Genomic DNA, 25,303 nt, shown 5'->3' with positions numbered 1-25,303 from the left:
CATCTCCTAAATCCTTCAACGAGCCCTACGAGGAACACAATCGCGACGCCACACAGTCCTTCCTAGGAGTCAGGTTTCCCGCCGCACCAAGAGATGGAAAGGTGGGTCAGAACTGCCGGGGCGAGCTAGCCAGAAGGCAGCCAGCTGCTGAAGTTGTTTCACGTGAAACAGACCGTAGGAGCGGTTATGACCAGTGGGCTGTCTGTAACCAGGGGCGTTTCTTGGATTCACTCAAGCGTCGCGGTGGCGCAATGATGCGCTGAAGACGTGAGCATTCAACCCATGCTCGCAGCCAGCCCGCACTGCCTCTGACCGGCTAACCAGCAGGACTTAGTGGCGCAATGGAAGAACTGGGAGGTCTGCCCAACGGGGATAGCGGTATGGGCCGGACTTCGAGTCGCAGAACGATCCCAGATAGCTGTGCCGAGTCGGATTCCGCAGCCCCCCGCAGCACGTCTTCGCATTTCAACTAGCGCCGCCCTCCAGTCCCGCAACGTAGTCCTGCGGTCCACCGAAAATCCTGGTTTCAACAGTCTGAAGTATGCCCAGTGCATCCCGCAATGCGTGTTCCCTTGAGGATCAGCTGTAGGTCGCTTCACAGCCCCGAATAATGCCGTTCTGCGGCAGGACCTCTAGTTGAGCCCACTGTGCTTGGCGGTCCCCACCTGACGATTGATTTGTCTTTTCGAAAAGCGTTATCGAGAACAGGCGGGAACGAGCTTGGGCTTGGTCCCGATGCTCAATGTCGATCTCTCAGTATCCCAGTAGTCCCGGGTGGGGTCGCTCTACTCGCGGGATAGGGCGCGTCCGATGCTTGTGCCTAGAGCCGGGCATCTTGTTTGAGAGAGAGGAATGATTTTTTGCTGCCGGCTCCGAACGTCTGCGTTCCCATGCTAATTAGAAGCAGCTTCATCTACCCTCCTCCAGCCAGGGGACCCGACGGATGTTTCACGTGAAACGAGGCCGGTCGCACTACGAACAGCTGCTAGGCGCGAGGAGTTGGTCGGCTAGTCTAGCCTGTGATTAAGAACTGGCAGGGAGGACATCTCGCCCCTCCACGATCGACTGCAGGATGATCCGCCTAAGCGCTGGCTTGCGGCGTGCGCGAAGGCCAAACCGCCCATACTCCGAGTTAGGACTACGCCGCATGCTTACCATCCTGGCGGTAACCGAATACCTCCTTGCCATGGAGGCTCGAAGCGGCCCCCCCGACCGGCGCCACGTAGCTTGAGCCTATCCCCTGGTCGTGCGTGCAAGCCCAAAGCCTTTCCCTAGGAGGAGGACTGTAGTAGCTGTGTTTCCATCACCAGCCGCCTCCTGAACTTTATATTTCACATTAGAATCCGTGGGCGCGAACCTTCGGTGCTTATCAGGTGGACGAGGTGCCGGCACGAGAGTGGTACGCAAAAGCCGCGTTCTGCTTTGCACTCGGATCGCGCCGACGTACCCGTGCCCGTCGATGGTTGGGTGCATACGTTTGCATAGCGAGCTCCGGCCGACCGGTCACGCGCAGCCGGAAACTGCATCGTGCCGGGCAAGAAATGTGGCGCTGGAAGCAAGACCTGGCAGTGGATATCACTGTGGATAACTTTGTGGATAGGTGGGCTGCTCATTGTGGATAGCGCGATCTCGGCGGTAGGCACGACTGCGGGGTCTGCACGTAACGACGTGGAGCGCTCCGCTCACCGCTACTGGTGTTTCACGTGAAACAGAACAGACCATGAACATTCCCCAAAGTAGGCCCGCGTTTTCCTCTCCAACAACTGAAATTGGTATGGCGGCGGGGCCGAAGGCGCTCACGTAGGCAAAAATTGCTGCGCTCCAGCTGCGATCTACTATCGGGCCCGGGCAAGAAGAAGTGGCCTCGGATGGAGAGGCCGCAGGGCCGTACGAGGTGACCATCTGTGGAGCGCCGCTAAGGCTGTGGATAACAGTGGGGATAACCAGTCGTGGCACCTGTGGAAAACCCGGGGATAGCGGGAGCCAGAACTAGGACGGAAAGCAGTGATTGATGTCTAGGGTGTCAGTACTAGCCGCTCCCGGTGCTGGCGCTTGTGGGTCGTATCGAGGGCACAGGGACCACCGCAACGCGGCACTCTCGACTCAATCCTTCGCGACGCAACACAGTCTTCTACAGCACCGCCAGGGGGTGGTGTCCATGGTCCCGTCCCTTTCCGCGGGGGGGGTGGGGTCGCAGCTGCAGCGTCCGAAGCGTTAGCATCTTAGGTCGCTAATGCCTGAAGACCCTGGGCGGATCAGTGATTGCTGCAGTGGGCCATGGCAAGGCTAGCAACCTTTAGCCTTGAAGCCTGCGCGAGTAAAGGCGGCTCCAGAACCGTGGGTTGAGAGGCATGAAGTTACCGCCGGTAAAACCGCCTATCGCGCGAACGAGGACCTAGAGGACAGCCGTAGTTCTTGCAAGGGCTCACGAGCTACACGTGTTTCACGTGAAACGGTGACGATGAATTCGTTCGAAATCAGGTATCCGTTGAAGGCCGCAAAGACCTTGAGCGGCCGTTGCTTGCTCTGTGGATTCATCGACACGAAGGTTCGCGCGATCGCACGATTCCGTTGTTCCCTCTGCGACTCGATCTGATGAACCACTGCCCCGGCCGAGCGACCGAGGTGGTTCTATCCAGAGTGAACCAGGCTAGTGGGATTATGCACAGTCGGCGGGTGTCTCCCCCCGTGGTCCCTGCCGCATCCCGCCCGAAGCAGCAGTGCGATTTCAGTTCGCTTATCCACACTGGAAACCTGCCGCGCTCATCGCTGCCTTCGTCCAATCGGCGGGATGGCGCAGCCGGCGATATCGGGCTGCATTTCCAAAGCGCGTGAGTTCTACACAAGGCGCCCTCCCCTACCCGCGCTTCCACGCAGAACTGTTTCACGTGAAACAGCAGGAGCACCTGCGCGCCGTTGCGCGCTCCAGATCATCGGACTTGAAGGGCGTAAGGGCAGGACTGCCGGAGGCTGGTGTCTCGGTGTACTGCAGGGACGCTTGCGTGGGGCTATACGAGCCGGGAATAACAGGCCGGACAAGCGGTAATGCTTGATGGGACTGGGCGGTACGCCAACTTGTTGCGCAGAACGCAGGACAGTGGCACTGACGATTACAAGCTTGCGGCTGTCCCCTCCAGATCGAATAGACTATTGATTGGTTTGAGAGCGGCGTAGTTGATCCATGAGCAGTGTCCAGGGCGCGGGGCGGCGCCGATTCCCGTGTCCAGACACCTACCGGGCCCAGGAGCCTCACAGGATTAGTGGGGCTCTGCTTCAAGTTATGACCGGTTTTAGATTGCGCGATGTCGGGAGAAAGCACCTCTTGCAGTGTTGGGTAGCGTCGAAGAGAACATTTGCCGATGCCCGTCCGTGACTGTTAGCTCGGCCGTAGAGGGCCGCTCTCGCGTAAGTACGACGCGTCAGTATAGGTAGTGTCGCGCTGGTGCTCCTACCGGCACTGCCTTTTGGCGAACTTTCTGCTGCCGGTACCTACTCGACACAACGCATGTGGTCTCACAAATTTTCGGAACTGGTGGATGCTGAGGCACGCACCTACACTGAATAGGCGCTATCGCTTCTGTTTTGACCAATCCTTTCATGCGTTTGGCCTTCCTGCTTGAGGGATCTCCGCTGGCACCTTACGAATTGGCATTTGGTTAATCTGCGTAAGCAGGAGTGCGCAAGGGCTTCGGAGTCAGGCGATTCCAACTCCATGGGGGGAGGTGAGTGACAGGGACGCGCCCATGCGCGGCTACCTGAGGCAAGAGCCTCGTCCTCCTTGTGTAGCTCCAACTGGTGTTACAAGAGGAACGGCGCCGCGCCCGAATGTCTCCTCCTGTAAGGAAGGACGGGCTGTTTCACGTGAAACAACGGGTAGCGCAGCAGCTGCCTACTTGGGACCCGTCGTCCTCGTGTCACAATATTGACTGCTTCGGGGGCAAATTGACATCCAAAATAGTCGTGCTGACGACCCTTCCGGGCATCAGCGGCGGCAAGACGGCGCTGGGCGCCGGCACACAGGCGCGGACGTGAAGTTGCCCCTGCGTTCTTCGATATTCCAGGTTCCCGGGGATTGCGCCGATGTGTGGCGCTCCTTCTAAAGTCGGGCACGCAGGGGTGTTTCACGTGAAACGAGGCGTTAGGGCCATGACGGATCGGCAGCACCATCCCTAAAAACAGCACTGAACATGGGGCACGGTACCGGCTCCTGTGCGTTCGGCGCCCAGGTCCGACCCCAATCCGCTTACGAAAAATTGTCGACACAACCACGCGGTAAGAACCACGCGGTAAGCCAGGCGGGCACCCTCTCACGTTGTGGGGGTACAAAAGAAAAGTGGCCACCGCTCTCGAGCGGTGACCACTTTGCACTAACCGGGCAAGAGCCCGGGACCAACGGGGCCTAGGAAAGGACGTCGGCGAATTCCTTCTCGAAGAACTGCTTCGGCTTTGCGCCGATGACAGTGCTCTTCACTTCCCCACCCTGGAACAGGTAGACAGCAGGAATCGAAGTAATACCGTATTCTGCTGCAATCGCCGGGTTGTCATCCACATTCAGCTTCACGACGTCCACTTTTTCGCTGTACTCCACCGAGATCTCGTCCAGGATAGGGCCGAGCTTCCGGCAGGGTCCGCACCATTCAGCCCAGAAATCCACGATTACCGGCTTATCCGAGGACAAAACGTCCGTACCGAAGCTTGCGTCTGTTACGTCTTTTGCATTGCTCATAGTTTTATCTCTCTCTTCGTAGCGCTTGCGAAATTATTCGGGCAGGTCTGCGAGGTAGTGCTCAACGTCAATCGCCGCGACACATCCGGAACCGGACGCGGTGATCGCTTGCCGGTAGGTGGGGTCGATGACGTCGCCGGCTGCGAAGACGCCTGGCAGGCTGGTCCTGGAACTCCGGCCTTCGACGGCGATGGTTCCCTCCGGCGTCAGGTCCAGGACTCCCTTGACGAGATCGGTCCGGGGGTCGTTGCCGATGGCGACAAAGACACCCGTAACCGCAAGATCAGAAATGGAACCGTCAACAAGGCTCTTCAACTTCAAGCCGGTGACCTTCTGGTCGCCAATGACGTCGTCCACGGTGCTGTTCCAGATGAAGTTGATCTTTTCGTGGGCCAGAGCACGGTCGGCCATGATCTTCGAGGCTTTGAGCGTATCGCGGCGGTGCACAACCGTTACCGATTTCGCAAACTTGGTGAGGAACAGCGCCTCTTCCATGGCCGAGTCTCCCCCGCCGATAACAGCGATGTCCTGATCCTTGAAAAAGAAACCATCGCAGGTTGCACACCAGCTCACACCGTGCCCTGAAAGTCGCTTCTCATTCGGGAGGCCCAGTTCACGGTAGGCGGATCCGGTGGAAAGGATTACCGCCTTGGCGTGGAAGCTTTCGCCGGTGCCGATGGTGACCGTCTTGACAGGCCCTTCAAGCTGTAGCGATGTAACGTCCTCGAACTGAATTTCAGTGCCGAAGCGTGCCGCCTGCTTCTCGAAGCTCTCCATCAGGTCCGGGCCCATGATGCCTTCCGGGAAGCCCGGGTAGTTCTCGACCTCGGTGGTGTTCATCAGTTCACCGCCGGCAGTGACAGAACCTGCCAGCAACAGGGGCTTGAGGTTGGCGCGGGCAGTATAAACAGCTGCCGTGTAACCAGCCGGGCCGGAGCCGACGATGATGACATCACGTACTTCTGACGTGGTGTTTTCTGTGATGGTCACTGAACGGTGAACCTCTTCCTTATTTGACGCGCCCCGCTTTGGAGGCCGGCCACATGGCACAACTGATACTGCAGGCTGAATATTCCGCCCCCAGGCACGGCTGATTGCCGGCGAACAGCAGTAAGCGAACTCCGCGAGACGCTCTTTCCAGATTACCGTCCCATGGCAAACCGGAGCACCGCCGGGGATTTAGCCAACCCCGCGGCAGTCGCGAACCGGCGCAGAGGCAGCGGGTTACTGGACCTTGATCTCCGCCAACCGGAGGCCGTAGCCATAGCGTGTCTTCGGTGCAGCCAGCCGGGGAAGCGAGTTAATGGACACGATCACGTACTCGGCCTGTACAGGCTCCGCGAGTGGCACGTTCAGATCGGTTGAGGTAAAGCTGCTCGTCCCGACTGCCTTTGCTCCGTCCAGGGACGGCCGGTCGTTCGTGTAGACCGTGATGTTTCCACCCGAACCGCCCAACTGCGAAAGGGTCACTGATGAAACGGTGGCAGTGTTCTCGAGCTTCACCACCAGCGGTACACCCTGGGCAGCCAGACCGCCCCAGTTTTCCGAGGCGAATTCCATGTCCGACCAGTAGCTGGCTGCGTTACCGTCGTAGGCCTTGACCAGGTCACCGTCAAAGGTGGCGGCAAAATCGAAGTTACCCTGCCGGCTGACGCTTTCGATGGCTGGCGGGACGGCGGGCGGGGCCGTGGTGGGAGCCTGCGTTGGTGCGGCAGAGCCTGCGGGAGCGCCGGTGTTGGCGGGCGGAGCTGAGGGATTGGCCTGCGGCTCGGAGGAGAGGAGGCTGCCAAGGTTGGTCAGGGTGAAAACCAGCCCCGCAATCAGGACGACGGCGAGCAGCCCGCCCACCAGCCAGCGCATGGACCGCGGTTCGCGTGCCGGTGCCTCCCGGTCGTCGTCATAGTCGCCCTGCTCAGTGTAGGAAGGGCCGGCCGGAGCGACGGCACCGCCCGCGGCTGCCGGGCGTGCAAACACCGGCGACTTTTTCTTAACCGGCTTTTCATCGTCAACCCGGGAGTCTTCGTACCGGTCCTGGTCTCCGGCGCTGGCGTAGTCATCTTCCGACCAGAGAGACACCTTTGGCTTTCCAGTGTTGGGCGCCTCCGGCTGGTTCCTTGAGTTGGAGGCGAAGCTGGCAGGTGCCGGTTCTGCAGCGGGCCGTGTGGATGGGCCTGCGGGGCGTGCAGAAGCGTTCGCTGCAGCGGCTCCGGCTGCAGCTCCGGCTGCGCCGCCAAGAGCTGCTCCCCCCAGCGGGGACGAACCGGACGGCTTACGGCCGGCGGGTGCAGTCGCCGGACGGACGGGAGGTCTCGGTGGCACTGCGGGCGCAGCGCGGTAGGGGTTTACCTGGCTTGCGTGCGTGTCGCCGTAGTTGATGTACCCGGCATCCACATGATCTTCGTCGTCGTAAGGTTCCGGTTCATGGGACCGCGGCTGCCCGAAGATTTCGCTTCCGAGGGTGTCCGTAAAGAAGGGCTCCACATAGGGAGGGTTGGACGCCACCACAAGGTCCAGCAGGTCGGCAGCGGACGTGTGGTTGGTGATGAGGTACGTCGCGGCCTCGGTCACGCCGAGGTCCAGAACCTGGACCGTGCCGGGGCGTTCACCGGTGGCAACCTCGCGGGCGCTCTGGGCGACCTGCTCTGTGTTGTCTGGTCCGGCAACCAGGATGCTGACAGGACGGTTAAGCACCTGGTCCACACCATCCAGCACCAGATCGTGGTCGTGCGAGGCCAATACAGTGGCTGTGACCTTGTAGCGGCCGCCCAGTACTGATCCGACATCGATCGGGTTGGACACGTGTTCCTCCTAGACTGTCCGGTATTGCCGGCATGGATGACGCAACCACCGTTCAAGGGGCCGCCGGGGAGGCTGAACCTTGAATGCAACTACCCCTGTTCCCTTTCGATCCTAGCGGATTGCGCCTCCCGCACCGTCGACAAAGACAGCGGCGGACCGCGCGGGCATCACTTTTTCGGGGGCCGCCGGGGCTTGAAATGGGGGTTCTCGCCGGCCTTCCCCTGGAAGGTCCGGCGTCCCGGAAGCGGGATCTGGTCGCGCAGCAGTCCGCCGCGTGCGGTGCTGGGCTGATCCTCGCCGGGGAGGTAGGTACCGCCGGAGCCGTCGCCGCCATCGCCCTGTTCACGGTGCCCTGCCTCGCGCTCCGGAACGGGACCGGCCCGGAAGGAGACGGCGTCGAACTCGCCTGAGATGCGTGGGATAAGGCCGGTGTCCACCGAGGTGGTGGCCCGCTCCGCCGGGCGCCGCCGACGGTCATCCGAGGGCGCACCAGGTGAATCGTCCGACGGCGGGGCCTCGTCTTCGGAGGCAGGCGCAGCCGGCACGCCGCGCCCCAGCCTTCCCAGGAGGGGGCGGAGCAGGTCGCGCAGTTCAGAGACGCGGAACAGTTTGAGCAGGAAGAAGTAGGCCACCAGCATGATGGGACCCACCACGATTACTGTTACGAGCGCGGTCAGGCGGTCGCGCCAGGCGAACCCGTCAGGGCTGTAGCTGCCCATCAGCCACAGCGCTCCTGCGCCTGCAATCGCGGAACCCAGGGCCGCGTAGCCCATCCGGATGTAGGAGCTGGCAATCCGCGGGCCGTCCAGGTGCCCCAGGAGGCGCCGCAGGAAAACGGCACTGATAACCACCGAGAGGATGTTGCCCACCATATAGAGCACGGCGATGGCGTAAATGATCTGGGTCACGGGCAGGAACTGGATGGCGAATGCCCCGGCCACGTACACCACCGCCAGGAGCAGCTGGACGTAGAAGGGGGTGCGGGCGTCCTCGTTCGCGTAGAAGACCCGGGACATCATGAAGTTGGCACTCATGAACGGCGTGCTCAGCGCGAGGATGGTCAGCGTCTGCGCCAGCATCACACCGTCCTGGCGGAGGCCCCCCGAGAAGAACATCCCCAGCGGTCCGGCAAGGGCGAAAAGGGCCAGCGCACCGAATACGGTGGCCACGGCCATGGTTCGGAGTCCGTGGGAAAGGGCATCGCGCAGTTCGGCGCGGTTGCCGTCCTGGGACGCACGGGTCATCCGGTTGAAGAGGACCGTGGCAAGGGACAGGGCAATGATGGAGTGCGGCAGCAGGTACAGCTGGCTGGCCACTTCCAGGACGGCGTTGCCGGGCAGCATGTTCGCGGCAGGGTCGCCGGCCTGCTGGAGCCGGATACGCTCGGCGCCGGGAATGGTGGCAATACGCATGACGTACAGGAAAGCGAGCTGCCCGACGGCGGCAGTGAGCAAGGTCCAGACGCTCAGCTTGGCTGCCTGGCCCAGTCCCACCCCCCGCCAGCCGAACCGCGGCCGGAGCCCCAGTTTCAGCCGGATCACGGGAATCATCAGGATGGCGGTCTGGGAAACCACGCCGATGGTGGAGAATCCGGCCACAAACAGCGTCTGGGTGTCACCCCAGTTGTCCAGGGTGTGCGGATTCAGTTCGTTGGCGCCGAAAATCCAGATGAACATCCCCAACCCGGCGATGGCCACCAGGTTATTAAGGATGGGTGCCCACATGGCTGGACCAAAGGCGCCGTTGGCGTTGAGGACCTGGGTGAGGAGAGCATAGAGGCCGTAAAAGAAAATCTGCGGCAGGCACCAGAAGGCGAAGGCCACGGCCAACGCTTTCTGCTGCGGGGAGTATCCCTGGGTGGTGAGTTCGATGACCCAGGGCGCCGCCAGGGTGACCAAAGCTGTCAGTCCCAGCAGGAGCAGGACTGCCAGTGTCAACAGCCGGCTGATGTAGTCCGCTCCCCTGTCCGGAGCCTTGCTGGCCTTGATGATCTGCGGCACGAGCACGGCGTTGAACACGCCGCCGGCCACCAGCAGGAAGATCAGGTTGGGCAGGTTGTTGGCGTTGATGAACGTGTCATTGACCGTGGAGCCGAGGCCGAGAGCCGTGCCCAGCATCCAGGTCTTACCGAATCCCAGGAAACGCGAAACAAGCGTTCCGGCGGCCATGATGGCGCTGGACCTGGTTTCACTCGCCTGCTCAGCGCCCGCTGGTCCGCCATCCAGGGGAGAGCCGTCGGCGGGTGCCGTGAGGTGGGCGGTTTCCGCGGGGGCGCTGTCCTGCGTTGCGCTGTCCAGGGGTGCTGCACCCTGCGGCGCACCGTCGAGGGGTACGCCGTCGGCAGGTACGCCCTCAGGAGCGCCGCCGGCCCGGCCGGCCTGATCGGAAGGAAAATTGGAAGCTGACATCGAGTTCATCGTCTCACCTGCAGGCGCTGGTCACCGCAACGCCGGCGCCGGCCATGCCGCCCTAAAGGTGTTCGGGCAGGACTTCGCGTGCCAGATCGGCAATGCGGCGCTCATTAGGGAAGGACAGCTTGCGGGCGAGTTCCTGGATGGGAACCCACGCAACGTCCACCGCTTCCTGGTCCGGATCGTTTTCGATGGTCAGCTCGCCGCCCGTGGCCCGCAGGAGGTAGTGATGGACCGTCTTATGCACGCGGTGGCCGCTGACGGTGAACCAGTAATCGATGCTTCCCAGCGGCGCGAGGATATCGCCTTCAATGCCGGTTTCTTCCGCAATTTCACGGACCGCCGCCTGCTCGTTGTTTTCCTTGCCTTCCGGATGGCCCTTGGGCAGGCACCACTCCAGGCGTCCGCCGCGGTTAAGGCGGGCGATGATCGCCACCCTCAGTTCGGCGTCGGAGGTGTCCACTACTACCCCGCCGGCGGAGACTTCCTCCACCGTGGGCAACGAAGCCGGTGCCGAATGCTGGGCAGGCGCAACGTGCGCACCGATCGCCGACGGCAACGGTGCGTTCGTCCTCCTGCCTGGAGCGCTCGGTACTGGATGGGCCATGGAGTCCACTCTAACGACTGTTGCCCGTTCGTGATGACCGGAACATGACACCAACATGGACTGGATATGACGCGCTTTGCCGGCGCCGGACGGAATGAGCAGGATCTTGACAGTATTTTGGCCTGCGCCGCCGCTGGTTTCTGACAAGCTTAAGTAACTATGGCGCACCCACATCACAAGACTGAATCCCACACCGTCGATTTCCAGGTGGACCCGGTGGTCCTGGAGCTCGGCCAGCGTTTTGTGGACGCCGGCCACGAACTGTCGCTGGTGGGCGGTCCGGTGCGTGACCTTTTCCTGGGCAGGACCTCCCCGGACCTGGACTTCACCACTGACGCCACACCTGACCAGACGGTGGCCCTGATCAAGAAGTGGGCGGACAACTTCTGGGAGATCGGGCGTGCCTTTGGCACCATCGGAATGCGCAAGGCCGGCTTCCAGATCGAGATAACCACCTATCGGGCCGAGGCTTACGACCCTGAGTCCCGGAAGCCGGTGGTGGCGTTCGGCTCCTCGTTGATTGACGACCTGCTCCGCCGCGACTTCACCATCAATGCCATGGCACTGAAACTGCCCTCCTTGGAACTGGTGGATCCTTTCGGCGGGGTACGCGACCTGCACGCCTCACTCCTGGCCACTCCGGGAGCCCCTGAAGCGTCCTTCTCGGATGATCCGTTGAGGATGATGCGGGCGGCCAGGTTTGCGTCGCAGTTGGGTGTCTCCGTCCACGACGACGTCCGGCAGGCCATGACCCGGATGGCGGAACGGATCACGATCATTTCCGCGGAACGGGTGCGGGACGAACTCACCAAGCTCATCTGCGGCCGCCACCCCCGCGTTGGCGTGGATTTGCTGGTGGAAACCGGCCTGGCCGAGTTCGTGCTGCCGGAAGTCTCGGCCCTCCGGCTTGAATCGGATGAGCACCACCGGCACAAGGACGTCTACCAGCATTCGCTGCAGGTGCTGGAACAGGCGGCGGAACTGGAAACAGACGCTGACGGCCCCGTGCCGGCGCCGGATTTTGTACTCCGTTTCGCAGCATTGATGCACGACGTCGGCAAGCCGGCTACGCGCCGTTTTGAACCGGGCGGTGCCGTCAGCTTCCGGCATCACGACATGGTGGGTGCCAAGCTCACCACCAAGAGAATGAAGGCCCTGCGCTTCGACAACGACACCATCAAAGCCGTTGCACGCCTGGTGGAGCTTCACATGCGCTTTTACGGCTACGGTGACGCCGGTTGGAGCGACTCCGCGGTCCGCCGGTACGTGACCGACGCCGGGCCGCTGCTGGAACGGCTCCACCGGCTGACCCGCTCGGATGTCACCACGCGCAACCAGCGGAAGGCCGAGCGCCTTGCCTTCGCCTATGACGACCTCGAGGCCCGGATCGCGGCGCTGCGGGAACAGGAATCGCTGGATGCGGTGCGCCCTGACCTGGACGGTGCCCGGATCATGGCCCTCCTGGACCTTAAATCTGGCCCCGTGGTGGGCCGCGCCTATAAGTTCCTGCTCAACGAGCGGATGGAGCACGGGCCCCTGCCCACCGAGGAAGCGGAAGCCAGGCTGCTCCGCTGGTGGACGGAGCAGCCGGAATCCGCACCTGCCGAACCTGGGGACGGAACGTCTCCCGCCGCCGTCGACCTTTCCTTCAAGGAGTCCAAGTGACCAATCCCGCCCTTGCCCCCCGGCCCCAGCTCTGGATCCTGCGCCACGGCGAGACTGAGTGGTCCAAGAGCGGGCAGTACACCGGACTCACTGATCTGCCCCTCACTGTTGAAGGCGAACAGCAGGCTGTGGAGGCCCGGAAGGTGCTGGACCCTGTCGATTTTGACCTGGTGCTGACCTCCCCCTTGCGGCGGGCGCGCCGGACGGCGGAACTCGCCGGCTTCCCGGACGCCCAGCATGAGCCCCTCGCCGTGGAATGGAACTACGGCGATTATGAGGGCATCAGCTCGGACCTGATCCGGAAAGACAACCCCGATTACCTGATCTGGACGCATGGCGTGCCCAACGGCGAGACGCTGGACGAAGTGGCCGCCAGGGCGGACAAGATCATTGGGCGCGTCTTGGAATCGGGTATGGACAACGTCCTCATTGTGGCCCACGGGCACTTCTCCCGGATTCTCACAGCGCGTTGGCTTGAATTGCCGCCAACCGAGGGGCGCCACTTTATTCTCGGAACCGCGAAAGTGTGCACCTTGGGTTGGGACAAGAAAACCCCTGCAATTGTCCGTTGGGGCCTTTAGCGGCTCCCGCAGGCACTCTTCCAATGGTGTCCGTCAGCGGCGGTAAGCTCAATGCCATGGAGGAGACCCAGCCGCCGGAGCACCGAGGGCGGACCCGCCTGGTGGTTCCCAGCCGCAGTGACGTCCTGCTGCGCAACTTCACCGAAGTTATCGGCGGTCCCCTCGGATCGAGGGCCGCCCCGGGCATCGTCTCGCCCGGCATTTTCACCGTTGAACGCGTGCTGATACTTCTCACGGTCCTGGCCGCCTTTGCGGGCATCCTCGTGAAAGGGTACTGCCGCGTCAATGGCTGGGAATCCCCCACGCAGTTCTACGCCACCTGCTACTCGGACTTTCCCGAGCTTTTCCGGAACCGTGGCCTGGCAGAGGGAACGTTTCCCATCCTTGGCACCGGAAGCCAATTTGAGTACCCGGTTCTGATCGCCCTGATCGCGGGGGTAACGGCCTGGCTTGTCCCCGGGACCGGGATAGCCCACTCACGTGTGCTCGCCTATTTCGACATCAATGTTGCACTTCTGGCCGCGGTCACCGTGGTCACGGTCCTGGCCACCGCCCGGATGACCAGCCGCCGGCCCTGGGATGCCGCCATGGTGGCCCTCGCCCCGGGCATCGTTCTGGCCGGCACCATCAACTGGGACCTATGGGCAGTAGCCTTGCTTGCCCTGGGCATGTACTTCTTTTCACGCGAACGGCTGGTGCTCGCCGGGCTCTTCATCGGACTGGGCGCGGCCACAAAGCTGTACCCGCTGTTTGTTATCGGCGCGATCCTGCTGCTGGCCCTTCGGACCGGACGGTTCCGTCCCTTGCTGGTGACGGCGGGTGCGGCCGCCGTCTCGTGGCTGGCCGTCAACCTGCCCTTCGCCGCTGCCAACCCTGCCGGCTGGGCCTACTTCTTCCAGTTCAGTTGGGACCGCGACGCCGGGTACAGCTCGCCTTGGTTTGCCTACAACCTGGTGGCGAACCGGCTGCGATGGACGGAACTCAGCCCGGCCGCCGTCGACCTCTTGTCCCTTGTCCTTTTTCTGCTGTCCTGCATGGCTATTGCAGCCGTTGCCCTGACCGCCGGCCGCCGCCCCCGCCTGGCCCAACTGGCCTTCCTGATCGTGGCGGCGTTCATCCTGACCGGCAAGGTGTATTCGCCGCAGTTCGTGGTGTGGCTGATCCCCCTCCTTGCACTGGCGCGGCCGAGATGGCGCGACTTTTTGATCTGGCAGGGAATCGAAGGCCTGCACTGGGCAGCAGTGTGGATGTACCTTGGACAAGTGACCAGCGCAGGCTCTTCCCAGCACAACCTGGATATGCCCTACTACGTCCTGGCCGTGGCGGCACACATGGCTGCGGTGGGCTACCTCATGCTGCGCGTGACCTGGGACATGTACAACCCGGACTACGACCCCATCCGCCGGCACCACCTTGATGATCCCCACAGCGGTCCCTTCGCCGGCGCGCCTGACTGGTTCCGGTTAAAGCCCCGAGGACGTTCACAATCCCTCCTGCCGAGGAGGGCAGGTTCCAATGCCTGACGTGGCGGTGGTGGGCGCGGGCCCGAACGGGCTTGCAGCCGCGGCGGTGATGGCCCGGGCCGGGCTCTCCGTGGAACTCTTCGAGGCCGGCAAAACCATCGGGGGCGGGACCCGGACCAGCGAATTGATGCAGCCCGGACATTTCCACGACGTCTGCTCCGCCGTGCATCCGATGGCAGTGGCCTCACCGTTCTTCAAGGCCTTCGAACTGTCCCGCCGGGTGAACCTGATAACCCCCGATTTGTCCTACGGGTCCCCGCTGGACGGCGGCAGGGCAGCCCTCGCCTACCGGTCGCTGGACAGGACAGCTGACGGGCTGGGCCGCGACGGTGCCGCGTACCGGCAACTGATGGCACCTCTCGTGTCCCGCATCGACGACATCATGGACTTCACCCAGAACCAGCTGCTCCGCATCCCCCGCAATCCCCTGGCGGCAGGGCTGTTCGGGCTGAGGACTGTGGAGCAGGGAACCGGATTGTGGAACACCCGGTTCAAGGAGAAATATGCGCCTGCCCTGCTGGCCGGGGTTGCCGCGCATGCCATATCCCATCTGCCCTCCCTTGCCGCGTCCGGAGCGGGTCTGATGCTGGGGGCGCTTGGCCATGCCGGAGGGTGGCCCATCCCGGAAGGGGGATCAGCGTCCATAGCTGCCGCTTTGGCGGAGGACATTACGGCGCACGGGGGTGTTATCCACACCGACGCACCCATCGGCCGGCTGGAGGACCTTCCGCCGGCCCGCACCATCTTGTTGGATGTTGCCCCGCAGGGACTGCTGAACATGGCCGGTAATGTCCTTCCCGCACGGTACCGGGGGGCGCTGGAGTCGTTCAGGTACGGGAACGGCTCATGCAAAGTTGATTTCATCCTCTCGGGGCCCGTGCCGTGGGCGGCAGCGGAATTGGCCGACGCCGGCACGATCCACCTGGGCGGCACCCGGGCCGAGGTGGCACGCGCTGAGAACGACGTCGTGAAGGGCAAGCACCCCGACCGCCCTTACGTTTTGGTGGCCCAGCAGTCACGCTTCGATTCGGGCCGTGCCCCCGCCGGACACCACACCCTGTGGGCCTACTGCCACGTCCCCAGCGGATCGACACGGGACATGACTGAAGCCATTACCGCACAGCTTGAACGGTTCGCGCCGGGGTTCCGGGACGTTGTGGTGGAGTCCAGGGCCATCACCGCCGCGGGGCTGGCAAAGTACAACCGGAACTATGTCGGCGGGGACTTCAGCGCGGGCACCATGGACGTGCTGAACCTTGTCCAGAGGCCGGTCGTATCGCCGGTCCCATGGCGCACCCCCTTGCGCGGCGTCTACCTGTGTTCGTCCTCTACCCCGCCAGGTCCAGGCGTTACCGGTATGCCCGGCTTTCACGCCGCAAGGTATGCCCTTCGGGACATGTTCGGCCTCCCCGTCCCAGCCCTGGGCATGGCCGGGGCATAGGATCGCCGGCTCCCGTCCCGCGGCACCGCGGAACAGGACGTGTCCAAGGGACCTCAAAACCGGGGATAATGGCCCGATGGGGATATCAACAAAACTTTCTTTGGGCATCGCTGCCGTCATTCTCGGAACATCGCTGGTTGCCTGCGACGACGGCAGGAGCGGAGCTGAAGCGGCTGCGGGTCAGCTGGCCACGGCGGTAGCCGGATTGGATGTGGGCTCGGTGCCCTTTGACGGCAAGGACCCAGCAGCTGCCAATGACCAGCTGAAAAAAGTCTTTGCGTCGCTGGATCCCCAGAAGCCGGCCGTTGAAGCAGGTGAACTGGCCCTCGACGGCGACAACGCGTCCGCACCGCTCAACTACACCTGGAACTTCGGCGGCGCCGAGTGGAAGTACACCGTCTCGGCCAAATTCAAAAAGTCCGGGGACAAATGGCTGACGGTCTGGGATCCGGCCACCCTGGCGCCGGACCTGGCCGACAGCGAAATCCTGACGAAGGGCTCCCAGTCACCCCAGCGTGCGGACATCCTGGGCGCCGGTGACGTACCCCTGGTGACCTACCGGCCTGTGGTGAATGTGGGCATCGACAAGCCCCAGCTGGGTGCTGCGGATCCTGCGGATTCAGCCACCAAGCTGGCAGCACTCGTGGGAACAGACCCGTCCGCCTACGTCCAGCAGGTACAGGCCTCCGGCGCCGAGGCCTTTGTCTCCGCGATCACCCTGCGCGAAGAAGGCCGCACCATCACCAACGAGCAGATTGCGGCGATTCCCGGAGCCCGCGCCATCCCGGCCTCGATGCCGTTGGCTCCCAGCCGCACGTTTGCCCGCGCCGTCCTCGGCTCGGTGGGCGAGGCCACGGCTGAGCAGATCGAAGCATCCGGCGGTGAGCTGACTCCCGGTGATGTCACCGGCGTCGGCGGCCTCCAGCAGCAGTACGACGACCAGCTCAGGGGGACGGACGCCGTCGTTATCCGTGCACAGCGCGCCGACCTGACGAGGGAACAGATCCAGTCCGCCGCAACAGATCCCCGCCGGGTGCTTTTTGAGGTGAAGCCCACGCCGGGAACCCCGCTGAAAACAACCTTGGATCCCGCGCTGCAGTCGCTGGCGGAAAGCACGCTGGAAGGTGTGGAGCCCGCATCCGCCATTGTGGCGCTTCGCCCTTCCACCGGGGCCGTCCTGGCGGCCGCGTCCGGCCCGGGTAGCAACGGCTACAACACGGCGATGCTTGGCCAGTACGCGCCCGGCTCCATCTTCAAGATGGTTGATTCGCTGGCGATGTTCCGCAACGGACTGACCCCCGAGTCGAAGGTCGAGTGCACACCGACTTTGACCGTGGACGGACGGACTTTCAAAAACGCTGAAGGGTACCCGGCGGGCTCATTGGGTTCAGTGACGCTCCGTGACGCCTTTGCCCACTCATGCAATACAGCATTCATCGCCGCCCGTGACAAGGTCTCCCAGGGGCAGCTTGAAGCAGCCGCGATGGCGATGGGCCTCGCCGTCGAGGCGCCGACGCTCGGCGCCGCCGCTTTCCTTGGCTCCGTCCCGGGCGAGGCCGCCGGAACAGAACACGCCGCCTCGATGATCGGCCAGGGAAAGGTACTGCTGTCGCCGTTGGCCGCCGCCATGATGGCCGGCTCCGTGGCCAAGGGCGCGCCGGTTGCCCCGCAGCTGGTGTTGAATCCCGACGCCGGTGCTGCCGCCGAGGGAACGACCAGCGGTTCCACTGCTCCCGCTGCCCAGCCCTCCGCCACGGCGACTGCGGAAGCTCCATCCCGGGCGTCCGAGAACCCGATTACTGCTGAAGAGGCGGCATCCCTGGCGGACATGATGCGCGCCGTGGTGACGTCCGGGCACGCAGGCTTCCTGTCCAGCGTTCCCGGTGCCCCTGTGGGAGCCAAGACCGGCACCGCCGAGTTCGGCAAAGAGACTCCACCAAAGACGCACGCCTGGATTGTGGCCGTGCACGGGGATCTCGCCGTCGCTGTCTTTGTGGAGGACGGAGGCCTGGGGGCAACAACCTCGGGGCCACTGCTGCAAAAGTTCCTGACCGCCGCGGGCTAGAGCTGGACAAAAATTCGAGTGGGCGCGCCGTGGGAAGATGGAATACGTGGCCCATATTGACGTTTCCGGTATCGATTACTTCCTTTCCGACGGCACACAGCTGCTGAACGGGGTGACGTTCAAGGTTCCGGATGGCACCAAAACGGCCCTGATCGGCCCAAACGGTACTGGTAAAACAACCCTTTTCCGGATCATCGCCGGGGACCTGGTTCCTGATGAAGGCGTGATCGGCCGCTCCGGAAACATGGGCATCATGCGCCAGTTCGTGGGCCAGGTCCGCGATGGCTCCACCGTCCGTGACCTGCTGGTCTCCGCGGCCCCGCCCGCCTTGGCAGCTGCGGCGCGCGAGGTGGACGACGCCGAGCTGGCCATGGTGGAGCACGACGACGAACCCAGCCAGATGCGCTACGCCCAGGCCATCGTCGACTGGGGAGATGCCGGAGGCTACGACGTCGAGACCGTCTGGGACGAAGTGTGCATGGCCGCGCTGGGACTCCCCTTTGACCGCGCCCAGCACCGCCCGGCGTCGAGCCTTTCCGGCGGTGAACAAAAGCGGCTGGTGCTGGAAGCCCTTTTTGCCGGCCCGGATGACCTGCTGCTGCTGGACGAGCCGGACAACTACCTGGACGTGCCGGGCAAGCGCTGGCTCGAGGACAGGCTGAACGAATCGAAGAAGACGGTCTTCTTCATCAGCCACGACCGCGAACTGTTGAACAACGCCGCAGGGCGCATCGTCACGCTGGAGCCGGGGATCAGCGGCGCCGGCGCCTGGGTCCACGGCGGCGGGTTCGGCTCCTACGTGGACGCCCGGGCCGACCGGAACGCCCGTTTCGAGGAACTCCGCAAGCGGTGGGACGAGGAGCACGTCAAGCTCAAGGAACTCGTCAACATGTACAAAAACAAGGCCGCGTTCCGCTCCGACATGGCCAACCGATATCACGCAGCCCAAACCCGCCTGGCCAAGTTCCTGGAGATCGGGCCGCCCGAGGCGCTGCCCATCGAGCAGAATGTGAAGATGCGCCTCAAGGGCGGGCGGACCGCAAAGCGCGCCATCGTGGCGGAGAATCTTGAACTCACCGGGCTGATGAAGCCGTTCTCCACCGAGGTTTGGTTCGGGGACCGGGTAGGTGTGCTGGGTTCAAACGGTTCGGGCAAATCGCACTTCCTGCGGCTGCTGGCCACGGGCGGCACCGATCCGGAGCGGGAGCACCTGCCTGTGTCCGACGTCGAAATCGCCGAAGTGCCGCACGAGGGCACCGTGAAACTCGGCGCCAGGATCCGCCCCGGGTTCTTTGCCCAGACGCACGTCCGGCCCGACCTGTTGGGCAAGACCCTGCTGGAAATCCTGCACCGCGGTGACGAACACCGGTCCGGCCTGGGCCGTGAGGCAGCAGCAGGGGCGCTGGACGGCTATGGCCTGGCGGGGCAGTCGGAGCAAAAGTACGAGTCCCTTTCCGGCGGGCAGCAGGCCCGGTTCCAGATCCTGCTCCTGCAGTTGAGCGGTGCCACCCTGCTTCTTTTGGATGAGCCCACGGACAACCTGGACCTGCACTCCGCGGAGGCGTTGGAACGGGCGATTGACCACTTCGAGGGCACGGTGCTGGCCGTGACCCACGACCGCTGGTTCGCCCGTACGTTTGACCGCTTCCTGGTGTTTGGATCGGACGGCAAAGTGTACGAGTCAGCCGGGCCGGTGTGGGACGAGAAGCGCGTGGAGCGCGCCCGCTAACCGGACGCTCTCTCACTTAATGCGCTCAAACGGCTAACGCTCTCGCACCGGTGCGGGAGCGTTAGGGCTTAAGCCGCATCAAATGCGAGAGCGTCTGTGATCAAATGAGCAAGACTTGTTATCATTTGATCATGAAGACGGACGAGCGGCACCGCGCCATCGCCGAAATGCTGCGCCGGCGCCACGAGGTGACGGTGGACGAACTGACAGTTGCCTGCGACGCTTCAGGAGCAACCATCCGTCGGGACCTCGAAGTCCTGGCAGCAAACGGCGTTCTCCGGCGCGTCCACGGCGGGGCGCGGAGCCTCATCGGCCGCGGCGAAACTCCGGGCTACGGCCAGCGCGAGCTGGAGGACCAGGACACCAAAAAGCGCATTGCGGCCGCTGTAGCGAACCTTTTGCGGGACCGTGAGCATGTCTGGCTGGACAGTGGAAGCACTGCAACGGAGGTGGCCCGGGCCTTGGCCGGCAGGGAACTGACTGTCATGCCGATGTCCCTGCGGTCGCTCAACGTCCTTGCAGGTGAGGAAGCTGCCGCCGGGACCCGCCCCGCGCTGCTTCTGCCTGGCGGAAGCCTCGTCCCCGGCGAGCTGAGCTTCCGCGGCCCGCTCGCGGAATCCAACATCCGCTCGCTGCGCTTCGATACCGCAGTTGTCACGCCCTGTGCGGTGGATCTCAAGGACGGGCTCCTGGCCCACGACTTGGATGATGCGGCCGTGAAACGAGCGGGTGTCGAATCAGCCTCCCGCGTTGTGGTCGCCGCCTCGGCAGCCAAATGGGAGGCGGTTGCCCGGGCCCTTGTGGGCGGCCTTGATCGTGTGGACATCATGGTCACCAACAAACAGTTCAGTCCCGAAGAACAGCGACGACTCGATGACAACTCTGTGGAAGTAGTGAATGTATGAGCATAAATACCGGAACGGCACAGCAGGCCGGACTGAAAGCAGCAGCTGCGGCCACCTTTGTTGTCTTCGGAATTAACGGCCTGGTTTTCGCCAGTTGGGCAGCGAGGATCCCTGCGGTCACCGAAACCCTGCAGATAACCTCCGGCCAGATGGGAACCCTGCTTCTTTGCACCGCCATCGGCTCTTTGCTTGCCCTGCCTACGGCTGGCTGGGTGGTTGGCAGGATCGGTACAGCCAACACCGTGCGCTTCGGCGGGTTGCTGGCCTCGGCGGCCGGGGTGGGGATTGCGCTGTCCCTCTCCATCGCCTCCATTCCGGGCACGGCTGTCGCCCTGTTCTTCTTTGGCATCGCCATTGGGCTCTGGGATGTGTCCCAGAACCTTGAAGGAGCCGACGTCGAACACAAGCTCCGGCGGACCATCATGCCCCAGTTCCATGCCGCCTTCAGCGGCGGAGCCTTCCTCGGCGCGCTGATCGGAGCCGGCCTTTCGAACCTGGGAGTCGGGCTGCCGGTGCACCTGCTGGTCATTGTGGGCATCGTGCTGGTGGTAACGATGATTGCTCCGCGCTACTTCCTTCCGCATATCGCGGCGCTGACACCGGCCGAGGGCGAGGCGAAGCCCGCCAAGGGGCCGTCGGCCTGGCGGGACAGCCGGACGCTGCTCATCGGCGTCGTTGTCCTCGGGGCCACCCTTACCGAAGGTGCGGGCAATGACTGGATCGCCAAGGCCTCAGTTGATGGTCTCGGCACCTCCGAGTCCACAGGCGCCCTGATGTTCGCCCTCTTTGTCCTGGCCATGACGGCGATGCGTTTCCTCGGCGGCCGCGTCATCGACAAATACGGCCGGGTTGCCGTCCTCCGTGCCAGCATGGCCGCGGCAGCCGCAGGCCTTTGCCTCTTCGTGCTGGCCGGCAACATGTGGCTCGCTGCTGTGGGCGCGGCACTCTGGGGTGTAGGGGCAGCCCTGGCCTTCCCCATGGGGATGTCCGCTGCCGCCGACGACCCCCAGCAGGCAGCGGCAAGGGTTTCTGTTGTGTCCACGCTCGGGTACACCTCATTCCTGGCCGGTCCCCCGCTGCTCGGGTACTTGGGCGACCTCACGGGCATCCACCTCGCACTGTTGGCGATCCTTGCGCCCATCCTCCTGGCGCTCCTGCTCGCCGGCGCCGCGAGGCCGCTAAAGGTCAAGTAACGCCTGCCGAGCGCGCGGCACCCTGCCGGTGGAAGCGGCGGCTGCAACGGTAGGGTGAGGGCATGCAGAGGAAATGGCGTCGGGGACAGCAGTGGATCAGCCGGACGGACAGATACCTTGTACGGCATGTATCGAAGCTGCCGGGCGGAAACCATGACGAGTTCTTTCGCCGTCTGTCCGCATCTGCCAACCACGGCAAATTGTGGATGGGCATCGCGGCCGTCCTCGCCACCATCCCGGGCAGGCCGCGCCGCGCCGCGCTTCATGGTCTGATTGCACAGGCTGTGGCGTCCGCCGTTACCAACGGAATCTTCAAAACCCTGTTGCCCCGTGCCCGTCCGCTTCCGGAACACCTTCCCGTGTTCCGGTTTGTGCATCCGCAGCCGAAAAGCTCGTCTATGCCGTCAGGTCATTCAGCCTCGGCTGTAGCGTTCGCGGTAGGGACAGGGCTGGTTAAGCCTTCCCTGGGCGCGGTGCTGGCCCCGGCGGCGCTGGGAGTGGCATATTCCCGGGTTCACACCGGAGCGCACTGGCCCTCGGATGTGCTGTTTGGTTCGGCGCTTGGTGCGGGTGCGGCCCTGGTCACCAGGCGCTGGTGGCCGCTCCGCCCACCGTTTCCGAGGACAGCCAGGACCTGGACCACGGCGCCCCAACTGCCCGAGGGCGAAGGGTTGGCAATCGTGGTCAACACGCTGGGCGGCTCCTTCACCAAAGAGACAGCGGCCGCACTTCAGCAGGTATTCCCCAAGGCGCATATAAGGACAATTCAGCCGGACGAGGACCTGGTAGCCGCCATCAACGAGACCTCAGATCTTCCCGGGACCCGTGCCCTGGGTGTGTGGGGCGGTGACGGGACGGTGGGAGCGGCGGCCACAGCCGCCGTCGAGCGGTCACTCCCGCTGCTGGTCCTGCCCGGCGGAACCATCAACCACTTTGCCCGCGACGCCGGAACGGGGAGCCTCAAGGAAGCCCTGGCAGCGGCGTCGAAAGGCGAAGCTGCCCTGGCCGATGTCGGGACCGTGACAGTTGAGCGGGGCCTGGCCGCGAAACCCGAAAAGGCGGAACTGACGATGCTCAACACGTCCAGCGTCGGCCTGTATCCCAACTTTGTCCGACGTCGGGAACAGTTGCAGCCGGCACTGGGAAAGCCCCCGGCAGGAGTAGTGGCAATGTTCCGCACCTTCGCGGCCGGCACTCCCACCACCCTGACGGTGAACGGCAGGCTGCACAAGGTGTGGATTGCCTACGTGGGACGGGGCCGGTATTACCCCCGCGACCATGCCCCGCTGCTGCGGCCGGTGATGGACGACGGCGTTCTGGACATCCGCATGATCACAGCAGATGAGTCTTTCGCCCGGCTGCGTTTGCTGTGGGCGGTTCTGACCGGCACGGTGGCCACGTCGCGCATCACCCACTTGTCGGAGGCAAAGGAAGTACGCATCGAAGCAGGCGGAGCACCGATGGTCCTGGCCGTTGATGGCGAGGCACTGGCCTGCGTCCGCAGCGTTGAGTACAGGGTGCGGCGCCGGGCGCTTGTCTACTACTCCCCACGCCCCTGACGGTGGCTTCCGCTGCCGGTGCCTTTCGGTGACGTCTCTGTCCCCTGACGGCTGTGTCCCCTGAGGGAACATGCCGCCGACGCCGGATCATCCAGGGGGACTACCCCGGTTTACCCCTGAATCATCCCTGAGACCGGCGAAAACAGGGCTGCGCATCGGTAGCGTGGTGGATATCCAAGCGACCCCAAACATCTGCCGCAGCCACGCGCTGCCGTCCGAAGGAACCATCAATGATTGAGGCACAAGGCCTGACCAAGGTTTACGGCGGAAAAACCGCCGTGGCAGGGGTCAGCTTCACCGTCCAAGCAGGGCAGGTTACGGGCTTTCTGGGCCCGAACGGGGCCGGCAAATCCACCACCATGCGCATGATCATGGGACTGGACCGGCCGACGTCGGGCTCCGTCACCGTGAACGGCCGGCCGTACGCAGACCACAAGGCGCCGCTGCACGAGGTGGGTGCCCTGCTGGACGCCAAGGCCGTGCACACCAGCCGGAGCGCGTACAACCACTTGCTGGCTATGGCCGCCACACACGGCATTCCCAAGACCAGGGTCCATGAGGTCATCGAGATGACGGGCCTGGAGGCGGTAGCCCGCAAGAAAGCCGGCGGTTTCTCGCTCGGCATGGGCCAGCGGCTGGGAATTGCCGCTGCGCTATTGGGGGATCCCCAGACGCTCATCCTGGATGAGCCGGTCAATGGCCTGGACCCGGAAGGTGTCCTGTGGGTCCGCAACCTGGTCCGGTACCTCGCGAACCAGGGCAAAACCGTCTTCCTGTCCTCGCATCTGATGAGCGAGATGGCGCAGACAGCTGACCACCTGATCGTTATTGGCCGTGGCCGGATTATTGCCGATGCACCGGTCAAGGAAATCATCGCCGGAACCCGGCAGGCCAGGACCCTGGTCCGCACCAGCGCTGCCCTGCGACTGTCCGCCCTCCTGGCCGGCGATGGCGTCACGGTGGACCAAGGCGAGGCTGAAACCCTTGAAGTGACAGGAATGGATTCCCGCCGGATCGCGCAGGTGGCATTGGACCACGGCGTTTTGCTGTACGAGCTCACTCCGCAGATGTCCTCCCTTGAAGACGCGTACTTCGACCTCACCAAGGACGAAGTTGAATACCACTCGCACCTGACCGGCGGACCCGAAATGGCCGCCCCGGCAGCGGCAGGAAAGTAAGGACGATGAGCACCATGACTGAAACCCGTAGCGCCCCCACGCGGTCCTCTGCGGGATCGCGGGGCGTAACCTTTGGCGGGGTCCTGCGGTCCGAATGGATCAAGCTTTGGTCGCTGATGTCCACACGCATCCTGCTGCTGCTGACGCTGGTGGCCATCGTCGGAGTCGGCGCACTGACCGTCCTGATCCGCTACACCTACCTGGACGAGATGATCCGCAGCGCCAGGGAACAGGGACAGACGATGACGCCCGAGATGCTCGAGGCGTCCTTCCCCCCGGGCTCGGGCTTCGACCTTTACAACCTGCCCAACGCAGGCCTGCAGATCGGCATCCTGATCCTCGGATCACTGGCGGTGCTGTTTATGTCCTCCGAATACGCCACCGGAATGATCCGTTCCACCATGAACGCCGTACCGCGGCGCACTCCCGCCTTTGTGGCCAAAGCGATCATCCTCGCGGTCATTTCCTACGTCATCACCACCATCGCCGGAGCAGCAACCTTCCTGATCGCCATGCCGGTATTCCAAGGCATGGGCTTCAATCTGGACTGGTCCACCGACGGCGTCCTTTACAGCATCTTCACCGGCGGCCTCTACGTTGCCGGCGTTGCCCTGATCGGCCTTTCCCTGGGCACGCTGCTGCGCAACTCCGCCGGCGGCATCACCGTCCTGGTGGCCATGTTCTTCGTCCTGTCCATCGCCGCAGGCTTCATGACCCTTATCCCCGGGGAATTCTGGAAGTACGTTCCGCAGTACATTCCCAGCGAAGCCGGGGGACGGTTCCTCTCCATCGGCCACACCGACGGCGTGATCGACCCCTGGCACGGCGGCCTGATTTTCCTGGGCTACGTGCTGTTGTTCCTGATCCCGGCAATGATCGTCTTGAAGAAACGCGACGTCTAAACGGGGACCAAGAACCAGG

Annotated in this window: 16 protein-coding genes; 11 read left to right on the top strand and 5 right to left on the bottom strand. The window is 63.6% G+C overall.

Annotation, left to right across the window (positions count from 1 at the left end; genetic code table 11):
- Positions 1–4,399: 4,399 nt before the first annotated feature.
- The 5 genes from trxA to M1D93_RS19885 form a co-directional block, all read right to left on the bottom strand.
- A complete protein-coding gene (trxA, locus tag M1D93_RS19905) occupies positions 4,400–4,726 on the bottom strand; it encodes a thioredoxin (RefSeq protein ID WP_091419383.1) in 327 nt (108 codons plus the stop codon).
- Between the two features lie 33 nt (positions 4,727–4,759).
- The gene (gene trxB / locus M1D93_RS19900) at positions 4,760–5,716 is read right to left on the bottom strand and encodes a thioredoxin-disulfide reductase (RefSeq protein ID WP_461173155.1); all 957 of its coding nucleotides are present in this window, start codon (positions 5,714–5,716) and stop codon (positions 4,760–4,762) included.
- A 234-nt stretch (positions 5,717–5,950) separates the two neighbouring features.
- Entirely contained in the window at positions 5,951–7,525 is a 1,575-nt protein-coding gene (locus M1D93_RS19895; RefSeq protein ID WP_461173154.1) for an ABC transporter substrate-binding protein, read from the bottom strand.
- A 167-nt stretch (positions 7,526–7,692) separates the two neighbouring features.
- The gene (gene murJ, locus M1D93_RS19890) at positions 7,693–9,933 is read right to left on the bottom strand and encodes a murein biosynthesis integral membrane protein MurJ (RefSeq protein ID WP_461173153.1); all 2,241 of its coding nucleotides are present in this window, start codon (positions 9,931–9,933) and stop codon (positions 7,693–7,695) included.
- A 61-nt stretch (positions 9,934–9,994) separates the two neighbouring features.
- A complete protein-coding gene (locus tag M1D93_RS19885) occupies positions 9,995–10,495 on the bottom strand; it encodes an NUDIX hydrolase (RefSeq protein ID WP_050057127.1) in 501 nt (166 codons plus the stop codon).
- A 207-nt stretch (positions 10,496–10,702) separates the two neighbouring features.
- On the opposite strand from M1D93_RS19885, the gene M1D93_RS19880 reads away from it, so the two are divergent.
- From M1D93_RS19880 to M1D93_RS19830, 11 genes are all read left to right on the top strand, one after another.
- Positions 10,703–12,208 carry a CCA tRNA nucleotidyltransferase gene (locus M1D93_RS19880; protein ID WP_461173152.1) on the top strand — a complete coding sequence of 502 codons (1,506 nt, stop codon included), beginning with the start codon at positions 10,703–10,705 and terminating at the stop codon, positions 12,206–12,208.
- The gene (locus tag M1D93_RS19875; RefSeq protein ID WP_461173151.1) at positions 12,205–12,789 is read left to right on the top strand and encodes a histidine phosphatase family protein; all 585 of its coding nucleotides are present in this window, start codon (positions 12,205–12,207) and stop codon (positions 12,787–12,789) included. The genes M1D93_RS19880 and M1D93_RS19875 overlap by 4 nt, the downstream gene beginning before the upstream one ends.
- Before the next feature lie 56 nt (positions 12,790–12,845).
- Positions 12,846–14,312: a glycosyltransferase family 87 protein gene (locus M1D93_RS19870; RefSeq protein ID WP_461175076.1), complete on the top strand. Its 1,467-nt coding sequence runs from the start codon at positions 12,846–12,848 to the stop codon at positions 14,310–14,312.
- Entirely contained in the window at positions 14,305–15,753 is a 1,449-nt protein-coding gene (locus M1D93_RS19865; RefSeq protein ID WP_461173150.1) for a phytoene desaturase family protein, read from the top strand. The genes M1D93_RS19870 and M1D93_RS19865 overlap by 8 nt, the downstream gene beginning before the upstream one ends.
- Positions 15,754–15,829: 76 nt before the next feature.
- Complete coding sequence (locus M1D93_RS19860) at positions 15,830–17,818, top strand: penicillin-binding transpeptidase domain-containing protein (RefSeq protein WP_461173149.1); 1,989 nt, start codon at positions 15,830–15,832, stop codon at positions 17,816–17,818.
- A gap of 46 nt (positions 17,819–17,864) precedes the next feature.
- Positions 17,865–19,547, top strand: a complete 1,683-nt coding sequence (locus tag M1D93_RS19855) for an ABC-F family ATP-binding cassette domain-containing protein (RefSeq protein ID WP_461173148.1) — start codon at positions 17,865–17,867, stop codon at positions 19,545–19,547.
- A gap of 131 nt (positions 19,548–19,678) precedes the next feature.
- Positions 19,679–20,452, top strand: a complete 774-nt coding sequence (locus M1D93_RS19850; protein ID WP_461173147.1) for a DeoR/GlpR family DNA-binding transcription regulator — start codon at positions 19,679–19,681, stop codon at positions 20,450–20,452.
- Positions 20,449–21,645 carry an MFS transporter gene (locus M1D93_RS19845; protein ID WP_461173146.1) on the top strand — a complete coding sequence of 399 codons (1,197 nt, stop codon included), beginning with the start codon at positions 20,449–20,451 and terminating at the stop codon, positions 21,643–21,645. Before M1D93_RS19850 ends, M1D93_RS19845 begins: the two co-directional genes overlap by 4 nt.
- Positions 21,646–21,707: 62 nt before the next feature.
- Positions 21,708–23,204 carry a phosphatase PAP2 family protein gene (locus M1D93_RS19840; RefSeq protein ID WP_461173145.1) on the top strand — a complete coding sequence of 499 codons (1,497 nt, stop codon included), beginning with the start codon at positions 21,708–21,710 and terminating at the stop codon, positions 23,202–23,204.
- A 230-nt stretch (positions 23,205–23,434) separates the two neighbouring features.
- The gene (locus M1D93_RS19835; protein ID WP_461173144.1) at positions 23,435–24,382 is read left to right on the top strand and encodes an ABC transporter ATP-binding protein; all 948 of its coding nucleotides are present in this window, start codon (positions 23,435–23,437) and stop codon (positions 24,380–24,382) included.
- Positions 24,383–24,387: 5 nt separating this feature from the next.
- Positions 24,388–25,284, top strand: a complete 897-nt coding sequence (locus tag M1D93_RS19830) for an ABC transporter permease (RefSeq protein ID WP_461173143.1) — start codon at positions 24,388–24,390, stop codon at positions 25,282–25,284.
- The last annotated feature ends 19 nt before the right edge of the window (positions 25,285–25,303 follow it).

Source organism: Arthrobacter sp. Z1-9 (genome assembly GCF_054792695.1).
Note: the sequence above shows the minus strand (reverse complement) of the source record. Positions and strands in the feature narration are given on the sequence as shown.

Coding starts and splice junctions, on each gene's coding strand:
- M1D93_RS19840 (WP_461173145.1), top strand. CDS start 21,708: ATGCAGAGGAAATGGCGTCGGGGACAGCAGTGGATCAGCCGGACGGAC.
- M1D93_RS19845 (WP_461173146.1), top strand. CDS start 20,449: ATGAGCATAAATACCGGAACGGCACAGCAGGCCGGACTGAAAGCAGCA.
- murJ (WP_461173153.1), bottom strand. CDS start 9,933: ATGTCAGCTTCCAATTTTCCTTCCGATCAGGCCGGCCGGGCCGGCGGC.
- M1D93_RS19835 (WP_461173144.1), top strand. CDS start 23,435: ATGATTGAGGCACAAGGCCTGACCAAGGTTTACGGCGGAAAAACCGCC.
- trxA (WP_091419383.1), bottom strand. CDS start 4,726: ATGAGCAATGCAAAAGACGTAACAGACGCAAGCTTCGGTACGGACGTT.
- M1D93_RS19880 (WP_461173152.1), top strand. CDS start 10,703: ATGGCGCACCCACATCACAAGACTGAATCCCACACCGTCGATTTCCAG.
- M1D93_RS19860 (WP_461173149.1), top strand. CDS start 15,830: ATGGGGATATCAACAAAACTTTCTTTGGGCATCGCTGCCGTCATTCTC.
- M1D93_RS19830 (WP_461173143.1), top strand. CDS start 24,388: ATGAGCACCATGACTGAAACCCGTAGCGCCCCCACGCGGTCCTCTGCG.
- M1D93_RS19850 (WP_461173147.1), top strand. CDS start 19,679: ATGAAGACGGACGAGCGGCACCGCGCCATCGCCGAAATGCTGCGCCGG.
- M1D93_RS19865 (WP_461173150.1), top strand. CDS start 14,305: ATGCCTGACGTGGCGGTGGTGGGCGCGGGCCCGAACGGGCTTGCAGCC.
- M1D93_RS19870 (WP_461175076.1), top strand. CDS start 12,846: ATGGAGGAGACCCAGCCGCCGGAGCACCGAGGGCGGACCCGCCTGGTG.